The organism is Hydrogenophaga laconesensis (assembly GCF_031457235.1).
Classification (GTDB): Bacteria; Pseudomonadota; Gammaproteobacteria; order Burkholderiales; family Burkholderiaceae_C; genus Hydrogenophaga; species Hydrogenophaga laconesensis.
The window spans coordinates 26,011-46,389 of the sequence record NZ_JAVDWE010000010.1 but is presented as its reverse complement, the minus strand read 5'-3'; the positions used below and the strand labels follow the sequence as shown (position 1 = coordinate 46,389).

20 protein-coding genes are annotated in these 20,379 nt (G+C 66.0%); 6 read left to right on the top strand and 14 right to left on the bottom strand.

The genetic code is table 11. From position 1 onward, the window contains the following. Window positions 1-5: 5 nt before the first annotated feature. Together J2X09_RS17190 and J2X09_RS17185 are read right to left on the bottom strand one after the other, a co-directional pair. On the bottom strand, window positions 6-503 hold the full coding sequence (locus J2X09_RS17190; RefSeq protein ID WP_204732128.1) for a hypothetical protein: 498 nt from the start codon (window positions 501-503) through the stop codon (window positions 6-8). Continuing rightward, window positions 496-1,029, bottom strand: coding sequence for a hypothetical protein (locus J2X09_RS17185; protein ID WP_204732129.1), 534 nt, complete (start codon window positions 1,027-1,029; stop codon window positions 496-498). The genes J2X09_RS17190 and J2X09_RS17185 overlap by 8 nt, the downstream gene beginning before the upstream one ends. A gap of 322 nt (window positions 1,030-1,351) precedes the next feature. Here J2X09_RS17185 and J2X09_RS17180 point away from each other — a divergent pair, with 322 nt between their 5' ends. After that, the gene (locus J2X09_RS17180; protein ID WP_310308864.1) at window positions 1,352-1,609 is read left to right on the top strand and encodes a hypothetical protein; all 258 of its coding nucleotides are present in this window, start codon (window positions 1,352-1,354) and stop codon (window positions 1,607-1,609) included. 12 nt (window positions 1,610-1,621) lie between these two features. On the opposite strand, the gene J2X09_RS17175 is transcribed toward J2X09_RS17180, so the two are convergent. Then, entirely contained in the window at window positions 1,622-2,365 is a 744-nt protein-coding gene (locus tag J2X09_RS17175; RefSeq protein WP_204732131.1) for an SDR family oxidoreductase, read from the bottom strand. A gap of 108 nt (window positions 2,366-2,473) precedes the next feature. Here J2X09_RS17175 and J2X09_RS17170 point away from each other — a divergent pair, with 108 nt between their 5' ends. Then, the gene (locus J2X09_RS17170) at window positions 2,474-3,364 is read left to right on the top strand and encodes a LysR family transcriptional regulator (RefSeq protein ID WP_204732132.1); all 891 of its coding nucleotides are present in this window, start codon (window positions 2,474-2,476) and stop codon (window positions 3,362-3,364) included. Window positions 3,365-3,578: 214 nt separating this feature from the next. Here the strand turns inward: J2X09_RS17170 and J2X09_RS17165 are convergent, their stop codons facing one another. From J2X09_RS17165 to J2X09_RS17150, 4 genes are read right to left on the bottom strand one after another with little or no spacing between them, the layout of a single operon-like run. After that, window positions 3,579-4,601 (bottom strand): TRAP transporter substrate-binding protein, encoded by a 1,023-nt coding sequence (locus J2X09_RS17165; protein WP_204732133.1) that lies wholly within the window; start codon window positions 4,599-4,601, stop codon window positions 3,579-3,581. Window positions 4,602-4,633: 32 nt separating this feature from the next. Further along, complete coding sequence (locus J2X09_RS17160; protein WP_204732134.1) at window positions 4,634-5,926, bottom strand: TRAP transporter large permease; 1,293 nt, start codon at window positions 5,924-5,926, stop codon at window positions 4,634-4,636. Window positions 5,927-5,932: 6 nt separating this feature from the next. Continuing rightward, window positions 5,933-6,418 carry a TRAP transporter small permease subunit gene (locus J2X09_RS17155; RefSeq protein ID WP_204732135.1) on the bottom strand — a complete coding sequence of 162 codons (486 nt, stop codon included), beginning with the start codon at window positions 6,416-6,418 and terminating at the stop codon, window positions 5,933-5,935. Further along, the gene (locus J2X09_RS17150) at window positions 6,415-6,954 is read right to left on the bottom strand and encodes a gluconokinase (protein ID WP_310308861.1); all 540 of its coding nucleotides are present in this window, start codon (window positions 6,952-6,954) and stop codon (window positions 6,415-6,417) included. Before J2X09_RS17150 ends, J2X09_RS17155 begins: the two co-directional genes overlap by 4 nt. Before the next feature lie 180 nt (window positions 6,955-7,134). Between J2X09_RS17150 and gntR the strand changes: the two genes are divergently transcribed. Together gntR and J2X09_RS17140 are read left to right on the top strand one after the other, a co-directional pair. Further along, a complete protein-coding gene (gntR, locus tag J2X09_RS17145; RefSeq protein ID WP_310308859.1) occupies window positions 7,135-8,160 on the top strand; it encodes an HTH-type transcriptional regulator GntR in 1,026 nt (341 codons plus the stop codon). 44 nt (window positions 8,161-8,204) lie between these two features. Further along, a complete protein-coding gene (locus tag J2X09_RS17140; RefSeq protein ID WP_204732137.1) occupies window positions 8,205-8,492 on the top strand; it encodes a DUF1330 domain-containing protein in 288 nt (95 codons plus the stop codon). Between the two features lie 6 nt (window positions 8,493-8,498). Here J2X09_RS17140 and creD read toward each other — a convergent pair whose 3' ends face one another. The 3 genes from creD to creB form a co-directional block, all read right to left on the bottom strand. After that, window positions 8,499-9,848, bottom strand: coding sequence for a cell envelope integrity protein CreD (creD, locus tag J2X09_RS17135; protein ID WP_204732138.1), 1,350 nt, complete (start codon window positions 9,846-9,848; stop codon window positions 8,499-8,501). Between the two features lie 92 nt (window positions 9,849-9,940). After that, complete coding sequence (gene creC, locus J2X09_RS17130; RefSeq protein WP_204732139.1) at window positions 9,941-11,380, bottom strand: two-component system sensor histidine kinase CreC; 1,440 nt, start codon at window positions 11,378-11,380, stop codon at window positions 9,941-9,943. 7 nt (window positions 11,381-11,387) lie between these two features. Then, window positions 11,388-12,125: a two-component system response regulator CreB gene (creB, locus tag J2X09_RS17125; RefSeq protein WP_310308857.1), complete on the bottom strand. Its 738-nt coding sequence runs from the start codon at window positions 12,123-12,125 to the stop codon at window positions 11,388-11,390. Window positions 12,126-12,239: 114 nt separating this feature from the next. Between creB and J2X09_RS17120 the strand changes: the two genes are divergently transcribed. After that, on the top strand, window positions 12,240-14,588 hold the full coding sequence (locus J2X09_RS17120) for a penicillin-binding protein 1A (protein WP_204732140.1): 2,349 nt from the start codon (window positions 12,240-12,242) through the stop codon (window positions 14,586-14,588). Window positions 14,589-14,705: 117 nt separating this feature from the next. Here J2X09_RS17120 and J2X09_RS17115 read toward each other — a convergent pair whose 3' ends face one another. From J2X09_RS17115 to J2X09_RS17100, 4 genes are all read right to left on the bottom strand, one after another. Continuing rightward, window positions 14,706-15,686 (bottom strand): NAD(P)H-dependent flavin oxidoreductase, encoded by a 981-nt coding sequence (locus J2X09_RS17115; RefSeq protein ID WP_204732141.1) that lies wholly within the window; start codon window positions 15,684-15,686, stop codon window positions 14,706-14,708. An 89-nt stretch (window positions 15,687-15,775) separates the two neighbouring features. Next, window positions 15,776-17,566 carry an acyl-CoA dehydrogenase gene (locus tag J2X09_RS17110; RefSeq protein WP_204732142.1) on the bottom strand — a complete coding sequence of 597 codons (1,791 nt, stop codon included), beginning with the start codon at window positions 17,564-17,566 and terminating at the stop codon, window positions 15,776-15,778. A 76-nt stretch (window positions 17,567-17,642) separates the two neighbouring features. Beyond that, entirely contained in the window at window positions 17,643-18,575 is a 933-nt protein-coding gene (locus J2X09_RS17105; protein ID WP_204732143.1) for an electron transfer flavoprotein subunit alpha/FixB family protein, read from the bottom strand. A gap of 11 nt (window positions 18,576-18,586) precedes the next feature. Next, window positions 18,587-19,336, bottom strand: coding sequence for an electron transfer flavoprotein subunit beta/FixA family protein (locus J2X09_RS17100; RefSeq protein ID WP_204732144.1), 750 nt, complete (start codon window positions 19,334-19,336; stop codon window positions 18,587-18,589). Between the two features lie 331 nt (window positions 19,337-19,667). Here J2X09_RS17100 and J2X09_RS17095 point away from each other — a divergent pair, with 331 nt between their 5' ends. Beyond that, window positions 19,668-20,378, top strand: coding sequence for a response regulator transcription factor (locus J2X09_RS17095; protein ID WP_204732145.1), 711 nt, complete (start codon window positions 19,668-19,670; stop codon window positions 20,376-20,378). The last annotated feature ends 1 nt before the right edge of the window (window position 20,379 follow it).

Here is a 20,379-nt window from a genome sequence, read left to right as displayed (position 1 = left end):
TCCCCTCACTTCTTGAACCACAGGGCCAGCAGAAAAGCCAGGATCGGCGACACCAGCTTGCACGTCATCGACACGGCGGCCATGGCGTCCAGCGTGCTGGTCTCGAAATGCATCCATGCCCAACCAGGCAACTTGCCCAGGGCGAGCGTGCCGTCGATCCATGCGGCCAGCAAGGCCACACACAGCACGGCCAACACCAGCGCTCCATTGGGAGTTGCCAGCTGCGTGCGCCGGTATGCCCAAACGGTGGCTGGCGACACCAGCACCTCGCTGCCCTCGTTGTGGCCCAGCCCGAGTTGACCCGCAAGCACATGAATCTCGTCGGTGGCCCCTTCCCTCACGGCACTGCTGACCACGAACACACCCTTCTGGCCCGGATCGTGACGCCGGTGGATGCGCAGATACTTGGTGCCGATGCACTCGGATCCACGGCCATGCTGAGGAAGGCTCACCTCGGCGGTCGAGGCGGCCGCACGCGCAATGATCGGCGTGGCGTCAGGCACGGTTCATCTCCAGCGCCACGCGCAATATCGGCAGCAGTTCGTCTTCAGGCAGCCTGAGCGCCACCGCCAGGGTGATGGCGGTCGCCAGCAGCCGCCGGGCCTCGCCGGCCTGGGGTTTCGCGAAGGCGCGCATGCCCTCAGGCACTCCGTTCGCATCGAAGGGCCGCGCCAGGTAATTCACGTCTTCGCGCATCCATGCCCAGCGCGTCGCCTCCGGATCACCCAGCACATCGGCCACCTCATTCAGGCCAACGGCCCAGGCACCATATCCCGATGCGCCATCCTGGGGGGCCGGCGTGTCACGCGGCGGGAGCGGCGCCGCGCCGCCGGCCTGCCGCAACGCCGCGCTTGCAAGCAGATTGGGCAGGCAGCAACCGCAGATGTAGGCAGGCTTGCTCGCATTGCGCACGCCATGCCCCCGACACGCCAACACGCCACAGAGCTTGCAGGCGCCTGCGGCATCACCCGCGGTCTGTCCGGGAATGACGCCATAGTTCAATTCGCACAGATAACAAACCGCCCCCATGACGCCCCTCCGTGGACATGCCGTGCCGGCCCCGGAATTCAACGCCGCGCGGCAACCTTCGTCAAGCCGCCTCGACACTTCGTGATCTCTTCGGAGGGAAAGCAGGCCCCAAACGACGCGTTGTCACGCAAAATCCGACGAAAATCGCGGTATCGGGTATAAACCCATCTGTCCCGGAAGGGTCAGCGCCCCTTTTCAGCAGATTCGGCCTCCACCGAAAGCTCCCACTCGCATGCTAAGAGTCAAGACTTTTCTCAGCACTCTGACGTCGATCCTGACGCCGAACGCGGACTCGGCGCCTCAGGCCCCCGACCCTCAGGCCATGGTGCTGATCCAGAAGTCGATGCTGCGGCTGCTGGGCGTGCGGGGTGCTGAAATCAACCCCCAGCTGGAACACCGCATCCGCTACGCATCGAGCATCGAAGCCCTGTGGTTCCTGCGTGCCGACCTCGCGCAGGCACTGTGCCTGCAGCGCGACGAATCCAGCGCGCTGGCCGCCGTATCGGACCTCACCCCGCTTTTCGAAGGCAACGTCTCCAAGGCGCAGCTGCAGTCCTTCCAGCGCGGTCAACGGCGCTGACGCGGTTTCCTCTCAGGCCAGCCCGCCATTGGCGCGCAGCACCTGGCCATTGACCCAGCCTCCCGCCGGGCTCACCAGAAAACCCACCACTGCCGCGATATCCGCCGGTTCGCCCAATCGCTGCAAGGGCGGCATGTTGGCGTACGTCCTGATCTGCTCTTCGGTCTTGCCGTCGAAGAAGAGTGACGTGGCCACCGGTCCGGGCGCCACCGCATTGACGGTGATGCGACGGCCACGCAGTTCCTTGGCGAACACCTGCGTGAGCGATTCGACCGCGGCCTTCGACGCGATGTACACGCTGTAACCCGGCAGATTCAGTGCCACCGTGGTGCTCGAGAAGTTGACGATGCGCCCACCATCCCTCAGGCGCGTGGCCGCCTCACGCATGGTGTTGAACGTGCCACGCACATTGATACCGAAAGTCTGCTCGAAGAGCGCGTCGCTGGTCTGCGCCAGCGGCACGGTCTTGAGCACGCCCGCGTTGTTCACCAGCACGTCCACAGGGCCGAGCTGCTGCTCCGTCGCGTCGAACAGGGCGCGCACCTGCTCGGCGCTCGACACGTCTGCCCGCACGGCCATGGCACGGCCGCCAAGGCCGTGCAATTCGGCCACCAAGGCCTCGGCCTCCGCCGCACTGGAGGCGTAGTTGACCGCAACGGCATAGCCCTCGGCAACAAGACGGCGCGCCAGCTCGGCACCAATGCCGCGGGAGGCACCCGTGACGATGGCCACGGGGGAAAGAAGGGGGGTATTCATGATGGGCTCCTGTGAATCAAAAGACAGCGCCATGATGATTGATCAATATAATCAGGTCATCTACGCCATATTGCAAACATAATTCGATTTTCAACAACAATCGTGGCCATGGACCGTTTCCAGGAAATGCAGGTATTCGTGCGCATCGCCGAGCGGGGCAGCTTCACGCAGGCGGCGGACGATCTGCAACTCCCCCGCGCCACGGTGAGCAACCTGATCCGGCGTCTGGAATCGCGGCTGGGCGTGCGCCTGCTGGAGCGCACGACGCGCACCGTTCGAACCACCCCCGATGGCGAGGCCTACCGCCAACGCTGCGAACGCCTGCTGGCCGATCTGGAAGAGGCCGATGGCCTGTTCCGGCATGCGGCCCCCAAGGGGCTCTTGCGGGTGAATCTGCAAGGTACGCTGGCCCGCCGGTTCGTGGTGCCCGCCCTGCCCGATTTCCTCGCGCGACACCCGCAGCTGGAGCTGCAGATCGGGGAGGACGACCGGCTGGTCGACCTGGTGCGTGAGGGGGTGGACTGCGTTCTGCGTGCAGGCCAGTTGCGCGACTCGACCCTGGTGGCACGCCGGGTGGCCCGATTGCAGCAGCTGACCTGCGCCAGCCCCGCGTACCTGGAGCGTTTCGGCGTCCCCGACAGCCTGCCCGCGCTGGCGGGCCACCGCGCGGTGAACTACGTGTCGAGCGCCACGGGCCAGCCATTGCCGCTGGAATTCATGGTCGGCGATGAACTGCGCACCGTTTCGCTGGCGGGCCCCGTGTCGGTGACAGGTGCAGATGTGTACGCCGGTGCCGCGCTCGCCGGCCTGGGTCTGGTGCAGGTACCGCGCTACCGGGTGGCCGAGGAACTGGCCTCAGGCCAGTTGCTCGAAGTACTGCCCGACCTGCCCGTTCCCGAGCTGCCGATCTCGGTGCTGTACCCGCAAAGCCGGCAGTTGTCGGTGCGCGTGCGCGTCTTCGTGCAATGGGTCGCCGAACTCTTCGAGTCGGTCCGTTGAGCCTGCGTTGGCCTCGACGCCCATGAACGCACAGTCGCAGTGCCGCCTCAGCCCCAAGGCACTTGACGGCCTCACGACGTCCGAAGCCTCGGCCCCATTGCGGCAGCGAAGAAAACTGAGCATGTCCTGACTCCAATACCTGGAGCAAGCTGCCTGCGCCACCGGGTCAAGCCACCCGGTGGCTGCCAGCGCGGCTGGAGGCAGCCGGCAGGCATCATTTCCCGGCGCGCGCCCTGACCACGGCCGCCTGAGTTTCTTTCCAGAGATCCTCACCCACATTGGTGGCGATGCCGGCGTTCACCGTGGCGAGCTTCTCGCGCATGCGGTTGGTCTCGGCTGGTGACAGCTGGTTGATCTGCATGCCCTTGGCCTTGAGGTCGGCCAGCGCCTTGTCGGCTTCCGCTCGCGTGTCCTGGCGTTCGAAGTCGCGGCTCTTCTTCGCGGCATCGAGCAGCACCTTCTGTTCGGCCTTGCTCAGGCCGTCCCAGTATTTCTTGCTCACCAGCACGATCCATGGGCTGTACACGTGGTTGGTCACGGTCAGGTACTTCTGCACCTCGTAGAACTTGCTGGAGAGGATGGTGTTGTACGGGTTCTCCTGGCCGTCCACGGTCTTGGTCTCGAGCGCGGTGAACAGCTCGGAGAACGGCAGCGGCACGGCGTTGGCGCCCAGGGTCTTGAAGCTGTCGATGAACACGTTGTTCTGCATGACGCGCAGCTTGATGCCGTCCATGTCTTCCAGCTTCGTCACGGCACGCTTGTTGTTGGTGAGGTTGCGGAATCCGTTCTCCCAGTACACCAGGCCCACGAGGCCCTTCTCCTGCAGCTTGTCCATTACCCTCTGGCCGACCGGGCCATCGAGCACGACGTCTGCCTCCTTCGCGTTGTCGAACAGGAAGGGGGTATCCCAGATCGCCATTTCCTTGGTGATGCCGACCAGCGTGGCGGTCGACCCCACCATCATTTCCTGCGCGCCGCCGATCAGCGCCTGCTGCATCTGCAGGTCAGAACCGAGCGCGGCTGCACCGATGGCGCGCACCTTCATCTTGCCGCCCGATGCCTTCTCCACTTCTTCGGCAAAGAGTTTGGTGGCACGGCCCTGGTTGGAAATCTCGTTGAGCCCGTAGCCGAAGCGGATGATGCGCGGCTTGATGTCCTGCGCCCAGCTGGCGGTGAACGGCGTGGCGAGCGCGGCCGCGGCGGTGGCGGCGATGAGGGTGCGGCGGAACAGGGTCATGTCAGTCTCCTTGGAGTGGGTGAGTGGAAACGTCAGCGCATCCAGGCCACGGGCGCGGTGACGATCTGCGGGAACACGATGAACAGGCCAAGAACGATCAGATAAGTGATCAGGAACGGGTTCACGCCTTTGATGACCTGGTGCATGGGGAGACGCCCCACACCGGCCACCACGTTGAGCACAGTGCCCACGGGCGGCGTGACCAGACCGATCGCGCCGTTGAGCACGAACATGAGACCGAAGTACACCGGGTCGATGCCGGCCTTGACGGCGATGGGCAGCATCACAGGCGCAAAGATGAGGATGGTGGGCGTGAGGTCGAGCGCGGTGCCGATCGCCACCAGCACCAGCATCATCACCACCATGAGCACACGCGGGTGGTCGACCAGCGGGCCAAGCCAGCCGGTGAGCGTGGACGGGAGGTCGGCCAGCGTGATCATGTAGCTGGCCACGGCCGCGCCGGCGCAGAGGAACATCACCACCGCCGTGGTGCTCGCGGCGCGCACCAGGGCGTCATACAGATCGGGCAGGCGCATCTCGCGGTGCACGAACAGCGCGATCACCAGCGCATAGAACGCGGCCACCACGGCCGCTTCGGTCGGCGTGAAGATGCCGCTCTTCATGCCACCGATGATGATCACCGGCATGATCAACGCCCACACGGCACGGCCGGTGAGGCGCAGGCGTTCGGCCATCGGCACCGGGGGGGCGCTGGTCAGTGTCATCCTGCGCAACACCACGCGCCAGGCCACCACGAGGGCCACGCCCATCACCAGGCCGGGCACGATGCCCGAGATGAACAGCGCCGAGATCGAGGTGTTGGTGGTCACGCCGTAGATCACGAACGCCATGGACGGCGGAATGATCGGACCGATGACACTGCCGGCCGCGATCAGCCCGGCCGACGAGGCCACCGGGTAACCGTGCTTGCGCATCATCGGCAGCAGGATGGCGGACATGGCCGCCGCATCCGCCAGTGCGGACCCCGACATGGCCGACAGCAGCACCGCGGCGCCGATGGCCACGTACCCCAGCCCGCCACGCACGTGACCGACCCAGGCCTGCGCCATGTCGATGATGCGTTTGCTGATGCCACCCGAATTCATCAGCTCACCCGCGAGGATGAAGAACGGCACGGCCAGCAGCGGGAAGCTGTCGACGCCGGCCACCATGTTCTGGGCCAGCAACTGGGTGTCCCAGAAATCCATGACCCAGGCCATGGCGGCACCGGTCAGCAGCAGCGCGAATGCCATGTTCATGCCGATGCCCATGAGCACCAGCATGCCTGCAATGAAGACCACGAAGGCCAGGGCTTCAGTCGTCATGGCGCGTCACTCCATGTCCACCGCATGGCCGAGGTCCAGCGGCGTGCGCTGCGCGATCTCGACCAGCGCCATGAGACCGATAGCCACCGAGCACAACAGGGCCGGCAGCGGCAGCAGCGCCACCGGATAGCCGAGCACCACCGAATGGCTGTCCAGACCCACCACCACCTGCTGCCAGGCGCCCCAGCCCAGCAGCACGCAGGCCATGAGCACCAGCAAACGGATCACGAGGGTGGCGGCAGCAAAGGCGCGCGGACGATCGCGCAGCGTGCCGACCAGGCTGGTGAACGCCATGTGCTGGCCCACCGGGTAGGCCGCCGTGGCACCCAGGAACACCATCCACACGAACAGCAGGCGCGAGAGCTCCTCGGTGGCATTGATGCCACTGTCGAACCCGTACCGCAGCACCACGTTGCCGAACACACACAGCACCATGGCCGCCAGGCACAGGGCCAGCAGGGCTTCGGCCCCGCGCGTCAGGAATGTCTTCATGGACGAACCTCCATGGCCGGTGAAGCGGCCGAACCTTGCACCCAGCGCACGACCGCTGCCCCCAGCTCCTCCAGCGGCCGGGTGGCGTCGAGCGAGAGCACACCGGCTTCGAGACGCGGGTCTTCCAGGGTGGCGAACTGGCTGGCCACCAGGCTCACCGGAAACAGGTGGGCCGGCCGTGCGGCCACGCGCTCGCGGGCCTCTTCCTGCGTGAGTTCAAGAAACACGAAGCGCAAACCAGGCGCGGCGGCGCGCAAGCGATCGCGGTAACGCAGCTTGAGCGCCGAGCAGGTCAGCACCACGCCATCCGGGTGCGCCTGCAGCTGCCGGGCGAGTGCGTCGAGCCACGCGGCGCGGTCATCGTCGCTGAGGGCGATGCCCGCGCGCATCTTGTCCACGTTGCTGGGGGAATGGAAGTCGTCGCCTTCCAGCAGCGGCACCGCCAGCGTGCGGGCGCACAGCTGGCCGAGGCTGGACTTGCCACAACCCGCCACGCCCATCACGACGACAGAGGTGTTTTTGAACCGGTCATTCATCTGGTAGCGCTATCCCGCGAGGGCAAAAAAAACGAGAGGCCACATGGCTGCGGGGTGCCCGCTTCCGGAGGTAGGACTTTCGGCCACATGTGGAGGGATTCAGGGTAAATTGGGATGCTCAAGAGATTGGACAGCGCTATCCTAACGCCACGATCATGGCATCTGACATCGGGAAAACCCTTGGAACCCACCGAACGCAAGCGCCGCCACAGCGGGCGCATCACCCTCAACGACGTGGCGCGCGCCGCCGAGGTCAGCCCCATCACCGCCTCTCGCGCGCTGCGTGGCGAACGCAGCGTGGCGGCCGAGCTGGTGGAGCGCGTCAAGACCGCGGCGGACCAGTTGGGCTACGTGCCCGACCCCGCTGCCCGCGCCCTCGCCTCGCAACGCAGCACGCAGGTGCCCGTGCTGGTGCCGTTGTTGTCCAACGCGCTGTTCGTTGACGTTCTCGAAGCCGTGCACCGCACGCTGCTGCCCCACGGCTACCAGACGCTGATCGGTGTGACGCACTACGAGCCCCGCGAGGAGGAGCAGCTCCTGCGCAGCTACCTGGCGCACCGCCCGGCGGGCCTGTTGCTCACCGGCTTCGACCGCACCGAGGCAGCGCGCCAGCTCCTCGCCGGCAGCGGCGTGCCTTGCGTGCATCTGATGGAGCTGACACAGGCCCCCGGTGTCTATTGCGTGGGCTTCTCGCAGATCGAAGCCGGCCACGCCATCACCGAACACCTCGTGCAGCGGGGCCGTCGCCGCATCGCCTTCGTGGCCGCACAACTCGACCCGCGCACCATGCAACGCGCTGAGGGGTACCGGCGCTGCCTGCGCCAGCACGGCCTGTACGACGCGAAGCTCGAGTTGCTGAGCCCGCAACCCTCGTCCATGCAACTGGGCGGCGAGTTGCTGGAAGACCTGCTGCGCACACGGCCCGAAGTCGATGCGGTCTTCTTCTGCAACGACGACCTGGCCCAGGGCGGGTTGCTGTGCGCGCTGCGGCTGAAGATCGATGTGCCCACCCGCATCGCCGTCGCCGGCTTCAACGACCTGTCCGGCAGCGACCAGATGGTGCCGACACTGACCACCGTGCGCACGCCGCGCCGCGCCATCGGCGAAGCCAGCGCGCAGATGCTGCTGACCCTGATGCGCGGCAGCGTGCCGCCACAGCACTCGATGGACCTGGGCTTCGAGCCCATGATCCGCGGCAGCAGCTGAACCCCTCGGCGGGCGGTAAGCTCCGGCCAACACCAGGAGACAACATGCCCGCCTACATCCACGGCAATATCCAGATCACCGACCCCGCCCTCTACGAAACCTACCGCCAGGAAGTGCCCGCGCTCATTGCAGCGCATGGGGGACGTTATCTGGTGCGCGGCGGTGCGGTGAGCGTTCTGGAAGGTCCCGGCCAAGCCCACCGCCAGGTCATCCTGGAGTTTCCCGACATGGCACGACTCAAAGCCTTCTACCACTCGCCCGAATACCAGCGTCTGGCGGCGATCCGCCAGCGCGCCTCCACGGGCACGCTCGTGGCGGTCGAAGGCGTTTGATCCGCGTCAGCCCTGCGCATCGGTGCGTCGGGCCGGTGATGCACCCATCACGCTGTACCAGTCGACCTTGCGGGTGGCGACCATGATGGCGGCGAGCACTCCGAAGAGCAGCAGCGAGCCCATCATCAGCGCGTTGTTCTCCGAGATCAGGATCCCGTACAGCACACCGTACAGCGCGACGAGCAAGGCGCTCATGAGGCCGCCCGGCTTCCAGCCACCGAGCACGTGCCGCAGGTAGTGCGCCAGCAGGCCGATGCAGGCCATGCTCGCCGCAAGGTACGCCCAGACAAAGTCCAGGTGCTCGGAGAGGGAGAGCAGCAGCAGGAAGAAGAGCACCAGCGCGGCACCGATCATCAGGTACTGCATGGGGTGGATGCGCCAGCGGCGAACCATCTCCAGCACGAAGAAAGCGGCGAAGGTGAGCACGATGAACATCATGGCGTACTTCGTGGCGCGCTCGGTCATGCGATAGACATCCACCGGGTTGCCCAGCGACACGGAAAAACTCTCCGGCGTTCGGCGCTGCTCACCGTTCTGCAAGAACTGCTGCTGCGCCTGGGTCGAGAGAGAAGGCACGCTCCAGGCGGCCTCGAAGCCGGCGGCGGTCACTGTGCGCGTTCGGGGCAGAAAGTCGCCGTCGAAACTGGGGTGTGGCCAATCGGACTGCAGTTGCACGCGGTTCTCGTCGGCCAACGGCACCCAGCCTATACGACCCGTACCGGCCAGGTCGAGCGCCAGCTCGAAGGACACCACCGCGCCCGGCCGCAATGCAACCGTGTCGAGCGAAGCGGCCAGGGGCAATGGCAGGCGCGGCGTGGCAGCGGCTGGCACCACCGGTGTTGCACGGCCGTCGACCTTGAGCCGAGGCGCATTGAGCAGGCCGCGCAGGTCACTCACCCCAACGATCAGGCGCGCCTGGCCCAGGCTGATCTGGCCGCCCTTCTCCTTCGGCTCCACATCGGTCCACACGAAGCGCCCGGTGCTTTCGTTCGTGCTCGTGAAGACCGTGATCGGAAAGACGCCGCGCCAGCGCGTCTCGGTCGACAGGCGGCTGCGTGTTTCCATCGATGCGGGGAAGCGGATCACCGCATGGGACTGGGTGACGCGCTCCTCGCGCGTGTGGCCCGCATCGCCCACGGCCACCGTCCGCGTGAAGGTTTCGGTGTAGGGCACGTACAGCACCGGGCCGCTGATGAGTTGTTCGCCGGCGTGGGCGCGCGCCACTTCGTGGGCCGCGACCTCGCGGTTCGAACTGCGCTCCTGGATCACGTCGCGCACCATCACCAGGGGAACCGAGAGCAGCAGCATCAGCAGACCGATCACCAGCACTTTGCTCAGCAGGGGGTATTTGTTCAAGGCAGGCTCCGTTGTGAGAACCCGGCCAGTCTGGCCACCTCCCGCGAAGCGGCCGTGCAACGCAGCGGCGTTTTGTGAAGCGGGCGTGAAATTCAGGCCGGCAGCCGCCAGCGCGCCAGGCAGCCGCCGGGCTCCGTCACGTTCTCCACCCGCACCGTTCCGCCATGCAGGTCGCTCACTTCGCGCACCAGGCACAGGCCGAGCCCGGAGCCCTTGTCCTGCCCGTCCGCGCGCGGCAGCGAATAAAAGCGCTCGAAGATGCGGTCGCGCGCGTAGTCGGGAATGCCAGGTCCCTGGTCGCGCACCGACCACTCCACGCCATCGCCGTCGCGTTGCAGGCGCAGCCACAGTTCACCGCCGTGGGGGGAGAAATCGATCGCGTTGTCCAGCAGGTTCTGCAAGGCCTGGCCGATCAGGAAGGGATCGCCCTGCACCGCCTGGCCCTGCCCCAGTTCGTCGCGCACGCGCAGCGCCTTGCGGCGCCAGCGCGGCTCGAGCCGCTGCAGCAGTTCGCGCGTCAGCATGCTCATGTCCACCGTTTCACGCGTACCCAGGCCCTGCATCTGCTCCACGTGTGCGAGCTGCAGCAGCTTGTCCACCAACAGATGAAGGCGTTCGGCCTGGCGCTGGATGTTGCCGGAGAAACGCTGGCGGTCCTGCGCGGGCACGTCCTCCTGCAGCAGCTCGGCCGCGCCACGGATCGCGGCCAGCGGGCTCTTGAGCTCGTGCGTGAGCGTGTGCACGTAGCTCTCCACATAGGCCTTGTCTTCCAGCTTGAGTCGCATGCGCTCCAGTGCGCCGGCCAGGTCGTTGAACTCGGTGTGGCCGCTCACGCGGCCGAGCACCGGCAGCGGCGCGCGTTCGCCACGCGACACCGCGTTCGCATAACCACGCAGGCGCGAGAGCGAGCTCGCGATCCACCAGCTGAACAGCAGGCCGATGAACAGCGACAGCCCCAGCAGCACCCACGACCAGCGCAGGATGCGGTGCTCACTGCGATCAATGTAGGGCTGCAGGCGCTGGTTGGGCCGCGAGACGGTGAGCACGCCAATGATGCGGTCCCCATCGCGGATGGGCGCAGCCACGTGCATGACGGTGTTGTCGGGGTCGTACGGGCTGGCCGGGCTGGAGCGCGCGCCGTACTCGCCGCGCAGGGTGCGAACCACATCGTTCCAGCGCGAATGGTTCTGCCCGATGGCCTCGGTCTTCGTGTCGAAGCGCACGATGCCCTGCACGTCGGTGATGGTGATGCGATAGTCGATGCTGTCCTTGCGGAAGCCGCCGATGTCGGCGCCCGGTCGCGCGTCCTGAAGACCCTGCAGGGATCGCGCAAAGAAACCATCGGCGATGGTGCCAGCCTTCATGTCGGGCGTGGCCAGCTGGGCCAGCGTGTAGGCCGCGTCGATCAGACTGTCCTCCATCGCCAGCCGCGTGCCGGGCTTGACTTCGTCCAGCAGCACGCGCAGCACGACGAACAGGGCCAGCCCCAGCACGAGGAAGAAACCGACGAGCAACCGCAGGCCGATGCGCATGCCGTCCTCAGCCCGGCAGCCGCAGCGAATAACCCATGTGGCGATGGGTCTGGATCACGTCGACCACCAGCCCGCGCTCGCGCAGCTTCGCGCGCAGCAGCTTGATGTGGGCATCGACCGTGCGGTCGGAGGTGTGCGGTGCGCCGCCCCACACCAGTTCCATGAGCTCGGTGCGCGAAAAGATGCGCTGCGGCCGCCGCAGCAAGGTGGCCAGCAACAGGAACTCGTAGCGCGTGAGCGCAAGGAACTCGCCCGCGAGCGCGATGCGCTGCGTCGCCTCGTCCAGCGTAAGCCCGCTGGCGGCCACCGGCTCTGGCGGACCGGACGGGGCCACAGCCACAGCACCTGCCGCACTGCGGCGCAGGATGGCACGCACCCGCGCGCACACCTCACGGGGCGAAAAGGGTTTGACGACGTAGTCATCGGCCCCCAGCTCCAGGCCCAGCACACGGTCGATCTCTTCATGCCGGGCGGTCAGGAACACGATGGGCAACTCGCTTGTCCGACGAATGGTGCGGCACACGTCGAAACCGTTGCCGTCCGGCACGCCCACATCCAGGATGGCCAGATCCGGCGGCGTCTGCTCGAAGGCAGCCAACGCCTCGCGGGCCAGGCGCACATGCAGCACCTCGAAGCCCTCGCTCTGCAGGGCGTACAGCAGGGTGTCGGCAATGGCCTGTTCGTCTTCCAGCAGCAGAATGCGCTTGCGCATGGTTCGGGCGAGGTCGAAATGGGAGCGGGCCATCTTAACCAAGGCATTTTCCGGGCACTTTCGGGCCCGGAATGCCGTCACAGCTGGTTACGAGCACGACCTTTGAGCACACGCCCGCTTCACACCGGCGCGGGATAATTCAGCCCCATGTTCCAGATCACCCTACGCCGGGCGGCTTTGGCCCTGGCGGTCACCGCCGCCCTGGCCGTGGCACTGCCGGTCCCGGCGTCGACCTTCGACCTGCCGTCGCTCGATCGCATCGTCCACTACCAGCCCAAGCTGCCTTTGCAGGTTCTCACCGCCGATGGCGAGGAAATCGCCCAGTTCGGCACCGAACGCCGCGACTACCTGCCTCTCTCGCGCATTCCCCTGCAATTGCAGCAGGCCGTTCTGGCCGTGGAGGACGCCCGCTTCCGCGAGCACTCGGGCGTGGACCCGAAGGGCATGGCCCGTGCGGTGTTCGCCGCCCTCACCGGCGGCCGCAAGCAAGGCGCATCCACCATCACGCAGCAGCTCGTGCGCACCATGCTGCTCACGCGCGAGTTCTCGGCAGAACGCAAGGCGAAGGAAATCTGGCTGGCGCTCAAGCTGGAGGACGAAATCTCCAAGGACCGCATCCTGGAGATCTACCTCAACGAGATCTTCCTGGGCCAGCGCGCCTACGGCTTCTCCGCCGCCTCGCAGATCTATTTCGGCAAGCCGCTGGACAAGCTTTCTCTGGCCGAGACCGCGATGCTCGCCGGCCTGCCGCAGAACCCCTATTACGCGAACCCGGTGGCGAATCTCGAGCGCGCCACGCAGCGCCAGCGCGTGGTGCTCGAACGCATGCGCGCCACGGACATGATCGACGACAAGCAGCTCGCCGCAGCGCGCGCCGAGAAAGTCGTCATCCGCACACCCGGCCTGCGCAACGTGCACGCTGCCCACGTCGCGGAAATGGCGCGGCGCGCGGTGGTGGAGCGCTTCGGCACCGAAGCTTATTCCAGCGGCCTGCGCGTGACGACTTCGCTGCGCGCGGCCGACCAGCGCGCGGCGCATGCCGCCGTGCAGAAAGGCGTGCTGGCCTTTGAACGGCGTGGCGCGTGGCGTGGACCGGAAGACATCGAGTCCCTGCCCGCAGGCAATGGCCCCGAGCTGGAACGCGCAGCCGCTGAAGCCTTGAAAGACCACCGCGACGACGAAACCCTGCGCGTGGGCATCGTGCTCGCGGCCAGCCCGAAGGCACTGGAGGTGCAACTGGCCACAGGCGAACGCATCACTGTTCAGGGCGAAGGACTGCGCTGGGCACAGCGGGCACTGGAGGAGAAAGCCAAGGCCCCGCTCAAGATCACGCGCGGCGCCGTGGTGCGGGTGATGGCTACCGGCACCACCAAGCCCAAGGTCAAGGGCAAACCGGGGGAAACCATCTGGGCGATCTCGCAATGGCCCGAGGTCGAGGCCGCGCTGGTGGCGCTCGACCCGCAGACCGGTCGCGTGCGCGCGCTGGTGGGCGGCTTCGATTTCACCAACCAGCCCTTCAACCACGTCACACAGGGCTGGCGACAGCCGGGTTCGGCCATGAAGCCGCTCCTGTACTCGGCCGCGCTCGAGGCACGCGTGATGCCCGCCACCCTGGTAGACGATCTGCCCTTCACCGCCGCCAACGGATGGAGTCCGAACAACGCCAACGGCGAGCACCTGGGTCCGATCTCGGTGCGCGAAGCCATCAAACGTTCGAGCAATCTGGCCAGCGTGCGCGTGCTGCAGCACACCGGCACGCAGGCCGCGCGCGACTGGACCGGGCGCTTTGGCCTCGACGTGGCACGACAGCCCAACGACCTCTCGCTGGCCTTGGGCACCGGCAGCGTGACGCCGTTGCAGATGGCGCAGGCCTACGCCACCGTGGCCAATGGTGGCTGGCATGTGGATCCGGTCGTGATCGAGAAGATCACCGATGCGCAGGGCAAGGTGCTGTTCGAAGCGCCGCCACCAGCGCCGCTCACCGAAGAAACGCGCGCCATTCCGGCACGCAATGCGTTCGTCGTGGGCAGCATGCTGAACGATGTCGCCCGATCAGGCACCGCTGCCCGCGCGCAGACGCTGCTTAAGCGACCCGACGTCTACGGCAAGACCGGCACCACCAATGACGCGGTGGACGCCTGGTTTGCCGGCTACCAGCCCTCGCTGGTGGCGGCGGTCTGGGTGGGCTATGACAAGCCCCGCGGCATGGGTGGCGGCGAATCCGGCGGGCGCATTGCGCTGCCGATCTGGATCGACTACATGGGCTCCGCGCTCAAAGGTGTGCCGGTTGCACAACCACCGTCACCACCCGACGGTCTGGTGCGAGACGGCGAGGACTGGCTGTACTCGGAATGGCGCGATGGTGGCTGGGTGTCGGCCATCTCGGACACCACCGGAGTGGAATACAAGACCAACCTCGGCGGCGAGATCGGCAAGGTGTTTGACAGCATTGGCGCCTGGCTGCGCAGTGGCATGCGCACCACCACGCCGCCCTGACAGCGCAACAGCGACTCGGCCAGCCAGCCGCCGAGCGTACACGGTCGCCAGCCAACGATCGGTCCGGGCAGGAAAAAGCCGGCGCGTGGCCGGCTTTGCTGCTCAGGTGGGCGGCATTCAGCCCGCACAGATGCGCGCTTTCGCCTCGGCATACTCGCGCTTGAAGCGCGCCACCAGGTCGGCCGCGGGCACCACTTCACGGATGGCGCCAATGCCCTGACCACAACCCCAGATATCGCGCCACGCCTTGGCGGCATTGGCGCCTTCACCCGTGCCGAAGTTCATCTTGCTCGGGTCGCTCTGCGGCAGGTTGTCCGGGTCCATGCCGGCGTTCTTGATGCTGCCCTTGAGGTAGTTGCCGTGGATGCCGGTGTAGAAGTTGCTGTAGACGATGTCGTCGGAATCCGAGGTGGTGATCATCTCCTTGTAGCCATCCACCGCGCGCGCTTCCTCCGTGGCGATGAAGGCCGAGCCGATGTACGCCAGGTCAGCACCCATGGCCTGCGCGGCCAGGATGGCCCCCCCCGAGGCGATCGAACCTGAAAGCGCCACAGGGCCGCCAAACCATTCACGAATTTCCTGAACCATAGCGAAGGGACTCTTCACACTGGCATGGCCGCCGGCACCCGCCGCGACCGGAATCAGGCCGTCTGCGCCCTTCTCGATCGCCTTGTGCGCGAATACGTTGTTGATCACGTCGTGCATCACGATGCCTCCCCAGCTGTGCACGCCCTGGTTCACGTCCTCACGCGCGCCCAGGCTGGTGATGACGATCGGCACCTTGTACTTGGCGCACAACTGCATGTCGTGCTCCAGGCGGTCGTTGCTTTTGTGCACGATCTGGTTGATCGCGAACGGCGCAGCCTTGTTGTCGGGATGGGCCTTGTCGTGCGCGGCGAGCGCTTCGGTGATCTCGGCCAGCCATTCGTCCAGTTGCGACGCCGGACGCGCGTTGAGCGCGGGCATCGAGCCCACCACACCCGCCTTGCATTGCGCGATCACGAGCTTGGGGTTGCTGATGATGAACAGCGGCGAGCCGATCACCGGGAACTTGAGGTTCTTGAGAACGGGGGGCAGGCTGCGTGGGGGTGCGGTCATGGTGTCTCCGTGAAAGGTTCGTCGGGATTCTGGACCCGGCTCGGCGCAAGGCCCTGTCGATGCGGCGACAGGGCCGGCGTTCGTCGCCTTCAGAAAGCGTCGATGGCCAGCGCGGTTGCCGCCTCGGCACCATCCACGATGCTGTCGCGAACGCCAGGGGCGCGGCTCAGGATGTGGTCGGCGTAGAAACGCGCGGTGGTGATCTTGGCCTGCATGAAGGCCGTGTCCACGCCCTGGGCGAGCTGGTCTTCGGCCACCAGCAGCGCGCGCGCCATCTGCCAGCCGGCCACCAGGTTGCCCGCGAGCATGAGGTAGGGCACGCTGCCCGCGAAAGCGGCATTGGGATTGGTTTTTGTGTTGGCGGCGATGAACTCGACCACATCGACGAAAGCCTCGCGCGCGGCCTTCAGCCGTTGATGCACTGCCGCGGCATTCGCACCGCCACGCTTCGCCAGCTCGGCCTCGGTCTTCTCGATCTGCGCGGCGATGGCCTTGGCACCGGTGCCGCCATCACGCGCGGTCTTGCGGCCCACGAGATCGTTCGCCTGGATCGCGGTCGTACCCTCGTAGATGGTGAGAATCTTGGCATCGCGGTAGTGCTGTGCCGCGCCGGTCTCCTCGATGAAGCCCATGCCTCCATGCACCTGCACACCCAGGCTGGTCACTTCCAGGCTCATCTCGGTGCTGTAGCCCTTGACCAGCGGCACCAGGAACTCATAGAAGGCCGCATTCTGCTTGCGCACCTCGGCGTCTGCGTGGTGGTGCGACGCATCGTAGGCCGCGGCCGCCACACTGGCCATGGCGCGGCACCCTTCGGTGAAGGCACGCATGGTCATGAGCATGCGCTTGACGTCGGGGTGGTGGATGATCGGCGCAGCCGTGTTCATCGAACCGTCGACCGGGCGACTCTGCACGCGGTCCTTCGCATACCCCACGGCCTTCTGGTAGGCACGTTCGGCGATGGCGATGCCCTGCACACCCACGGCGTAGCGGGCAGCGTTCATCATGATGAACATGTACTCGAGGCCCCGGTTTTCCTGGCCCACCAGGTAGCCCACGGCACCACCATGGTCGCCATACTGCAGCACCGCCGTCGGGCTGGCCTTGATGCCCATCTTGTGTTCGATGCTCACGCAATGCACGTCGTTGCGCGCACCCAGCGAGCCGTCCTGGTTCACCATGAACTTCGGCACCACGAACAGGCTGATGCCCTTCACCCCCTCGGGCGCGCCAGACACGCGGGCCAGCACGAGGTGCACGATGTTCTCGGCCATGTCGTGCTCACCGTAGGTGATGAAGATCTTGGTGCCGAACACCTTGTAGCTGCCATCGGGCTGCGGTTCGGCCCGGCTGCGCACCGCAGCGAGGTCAGAACCCGCCTGTGGTTCGGTGAGGTTCATGGTGCCGGTCCATTGGCCGCTCACCAGCTTCTCGAGGTAGGTAGCCTTGAGCTCGTCGCTCCCGGCCGTCAACAAGGCCTCGATGGCACCGTCGGTCAGCAGCGGGCAGAGCGCGAAGCTCATGTTGGCGCTGTTGAGCATTTCCCCGCAGGCCGCACCGATGGTCTTGGGCAGGCCCTGGCCACCAAAGTCCACCGGGTGCTGCAACCCCTGCCAGCCGCCCTCGGCATACTGTTTGAACGCGTCCTTGAAGCCAGGTGTGGTGGTGACCACGCCATCCTTGAAGGAAGAAGGGTTCTTGTCCCCCTCGAAGTTCAGCGGCGCGATGACGCCCTCGTTGAGCTTGGCGCACTCCTCCAGCACGGCCTGCGCGGTTTCCAGCCCGGCGTCCTCGAAGCCGGGCATCTGCGCCACCTGATCGATGCGCGCCAGATGCTCGATATCGAACAGCATGTCCTTGAGGGGGGCGGTATAGCTCATGGTCTTGTCTCCACGGATTCAGGATGCAGATGCGACAAGGGCATCGCGAACGATGCCCTTGTGTGGTTCAGAGGGCTCAGAGCGCCTTGACGAGTTCGGGCACGGCCTCGAAGAGGTCGGCCTCCAGGCCGTAGTCGGCCACGGAGAAGATCGGGGCTTCGGGGTCCTTGTTGATCGCCACGATCACCTTGGAGTCCTTCATGCCAGCCAGATGCTGGATGGCACCGGAGATGCCCGCTGCGATGTACAGCTGCGGCGCGACGATCTTGCCCGTCTGTCCCACCTGCAGGTCGTTCGGGGCGTAGCCCGCGTCCACCGCTGCGCGGCTGGCACCGATGGCCGCACCGAGCTTGTCCGCCAGCGGCGTCATCACCTCGTTGAACTTCTCGCTGCTGCCCAGCGCACGGCCACCGGAGACGATGATCTTGGCCGCCGTCAGCTCGGGCCGGTCGCTCTTGGCGATCTCGCTGCCCAAGAAGGAGCTCTTGCCATCACCCAGCGCCGCCGTGGCGGTTTCCACCGCCGCGCTGCCGCCCGTGGCTGCCGCCGCGTCAAAACCGGTCGTGCGCACGGTGATCACCTTCTTCTCGTCGGTCGCCTGCACCGTGGCAATGGCGTTGCCTGCGTAGATCGGGCGCTCGAAGGTGTCGGCGCTCACCACCTTGGTGATGTCGGAGAGCTGGCCCACGTCCAGCGTGGCGGCCACGCGCGGCGCCACGTTCTTGCCCGAGGCCGTGGCCGGGAACAGGATGTGGCTGTAGGCGGGGGCGAGCGCGAGCACCTGGGCGGCCACGTTCTCGGCCAGGCCGTGTTCGAAGCCGGCGGCGTCCGCATGGATCACCTTGGCCACGCCTGCGATGGCGGCCGCGGCCTTGGCGGCTTCACCGGCGTTGTGCCCGGCCACGAGCACGTGCACGTCACCGCCACATTCAGCGGCTGCCGTCACGGTGTTGAGGGTCGCGCCCTTGATGGAGGCGTTGTCGTGTTCTGCAATAACGAGTGCGGTCATTTGTTCTGTCCTCAGATCACTTTGGCTTCGGTCTTGAGCTTGCTCACCAGGGTGGCGACGTCCGGCACCTTCACGCCGGCACCACGCTTCGGGGGCTCGCTGACCTTCAGGGTCTTGATGCGCGGGGCCACGTCCACACCGAGGTCTTCGGGCTTGAGCGTCTCCAGCGGCTTCTTCTTGGCCTTCATGATGTTGGGCAGCGTCACGTAGCGCGGCTCATTGAGGCGCAGGTCGGTCGTGATCACCGCCGGCAGCGCGATCGACAGGGTCTCCAGACCACCGTCCACTTCACGCGTCACGCTGGCCTTCCCATCGGCCACTTCGACCTTGCTGGCGAAGGTGGCTTGCGGCAGGCCGGCCAGTGCGGCCAGCATCTGACCCGTCTGGTTGCAGTCGTCGTCGATCGCCTGCTTGCCCAGGATCACCAGTTGCGGCTGTTCCTTGTCCACCAGCGCCTTGAGCAGCTTGGCCACGGCCAGCGGCTGCAGTTCGGTGGCGGTCTCCACCAGGATGGCGCGGTCTGCGCCGATGGCCATGGCCGTGCGCAGCGTCTCCTGGCATTGCGCCACGCCACAAGAGACGGCGATCACTTCCGTGACCACCCCCTTCTCCTTGAGACGCACCGCCTCTTCCACCGCGATCTCGTCGAACGGGTTCATGCTCATCTTGACGTTGGCGATGTCCACCCCGCTTCCGTCGCTCTTCACGCGTACCTTGACGTTGTAATCCACCACGCGCTTGACGGGGACGATGACCTTCATGATTGGCTTGCTCCTGATGATGCGAAAAATGTCGTCACGAATTGACGTGTACGTCAACCTTGGGATTGTATGCCGGTGGTCTGCCGTGTCGCGGATGCGGCCCTAGCGGGCGCCTCGACCAAATAAAAGAACGATCGTGCTTTTTTACCATTGTAGGCGCAAATGGAACGAGATGAAAGTCACAGGCGCGAAATGCATGCGTGCCATCGGCCCCGGACGCGCCACCTGGATTTCTTAATAGATTGTCAAAACAGCTGCGCCACCACTGTTCCATCGATATATTCGCGCAAACCAACCTCCGCCCACCCCTTGCCTTTTCTGCTCAAGCCACATGCGCATTGCCGCCGTTGATGACGATCCTGCGCAACTGGATCTGGTCAAGGTGGTTGTCGCGTCCATGGGCCATGACTGCCACCTGTTCGAGAATGCCAACGCGTTGATGCGCGTGCTGCCCAGGGAAACCTTCGATCTCTTCATTGTCGACTGGGAGCTGCCCGACATCCCAGGCCTGGAGGTGATCCGCGCCATCCGTGACACCGCCATGGCGCCGGTGCCCATCCTCATGATGACCAACCGCAGCGACGAGCGCGACATCATCGAGGGCCTGAACCGCGGTGCCGATGACTACATGGTGAAATCCGCCCGCGTGGGCGAATTGCGCGCGCGCCTGATGGCGCTGTTGCGCCGGGGCGGGCATGCGCCGGCGCCAAAGGAGCAGGTCTGGGGCCGCTACCGCTTCATGGTGCAGGAGCGTGTGGTCCGCGTCGATGGCGCCGACGCCGGCGCGCTGACCAGCAAGGAGTTCGATCTGGCCTTTCTCCTGTTCCGCAACATGGGCCGCCTGCTCTCGCGGGCTCACTTGATCGAAGCGGTCTGGGGCATCGGCGCCGACATCTCATCGCGTTCGCTGGACGTCTATGTGTCGCACGTGCGGAGCAAGCTGCAGTTGCGTGCCGAATCGGGCTACAAGCTGGTGTCCGTCTACAACCATGGCTACCGTCTCGAGGACCTCGGACAGACACAGGCCATGATGGCGCCCTGAA

Excerpts from the sequence above, each read along its gene's own strand:
- J2X09_RS17185 (WP_204732129.1), bottom strand. The coding sequence starts at position 1,029 with ATGGGGGCGGTTTGTTATCTGTGCGAATTGAACTATGGCGTCATTCCC.
- J2X09_RS17180 (WP_310308864.1), top strand. The coding sequence starts at position 1,352 with ATGGTGCTGATCCAGAAGTCGATGCTGCGGCTGCTGGGCGTGCGGGGT.
- J2X09_RS17175 (WP_204732131.1), bottom strand. The coding sequence starts at position 2,365 with ATGAATACCCCCCTTCTTTCCCCCGTGGCCATCGTCACGGGTGCCTCC.
- J2X09_RS17170 (WP_204732132.1), top strand. The coding sequence starts at position 2,474 with ATGGACCGTTTCCAGGAAATGCAGGTATTCGTGCGCATCGCCGAGCGG.
- J2X09_RS17165 (WP_204732133.1), bottom strand. The coding sequence starts at position 4,601 with ATGACCCTGTTCCGCCGCACCCTCATCGCCGCCACCGCCGCGGCCGCG.
- J2X09_RS17160 (WP_204732134.1), bottom strand. The coding sequence starts at position 5,926 with ATGACGACTGAAGCCCTGGCCTTCGTGGTCTTCATTGCAGGCATGCTG.
- J2X09_RS17155 (WP_204732135.1), bottom strand. The coding sequence starts at position 6,418 with ATGAAGACATTCCTGACGCGCGGGGCCGAAGCCCTGCTGGCCCTGTGC.
- J2X09_RS17150 (WP_310308861.1), bottom strand. The coding sequence starts at position 6,954 with ATGAATGACCGGTTCAAAAACACCTCTGTCGTCGTGATGGGCGTGGCG.
- J2X09_RS17140 (WP_204732137.1), top strand. The coding sequence starts at position 8,205 with ATGCCCGCCTACATCCACGGCAATATCCAGATCACCGACCCCGCCCTC.
- creC (WP_204732139.1), bottom strand. The coding sequence starts at position 11,380 with ATGCGCATCGGCCTGCGGTTGCTCGTCGGTTTCTTCCTCGTGCTGGGG.
- creB (WP_310308857.1), bottom strand. The coding sequence starts at position 12,125 with ATGGCCCGCTCCCATTTCGACCTCGCCCGAACCATGCGCAAGCGCATT.
- J2X09_RS17120 (WP_204732140.1), top strand. The coding sequence starts at position 12,240 with ATGTTCCAGATCACCCTACGCCGGGCGGCTTTGGCCCTGGCGGTCACC.
- J2X09_RS17115 (WP_204732141.1), bottom strand. The coding sequence starts at position 15,686 with ATGACCGCACCCCCACGCAGCCTGCCCCCCGTTCTCAAGAACCTCAAG.
- J2X09_RS17110 (WP_204732142.1), bottom strand. The coding sequence starts at position 17,566 with ATGAGCTATACCGCCCCCCTCAAGGACATGCTGTTCGATATCGAGCAT.
- J2X09_RS17105 (WP_204732143.1), bottom strand. The coding sequence starts at position 18,575 with ATGACCGCACTCGTTATTGCAGAACACGACAACGCCTCCATCAAGGGC.
- J2X09_RS17100 (WP_204732144.1), bottom strand. The coding sequence starts at position 19,336 with ATGAAGGTCATCGTCCCCGTCAAGCGCGTGGTGGATTACAACGTCAAG.
- J2X09_RS17095 (WP_204732145.1), top strand. The coding sequence starts at position 19,668 with ATGCGCATTGCCGCCGTTGATGACGATCCTGCGCAACTGGATCTGGTC.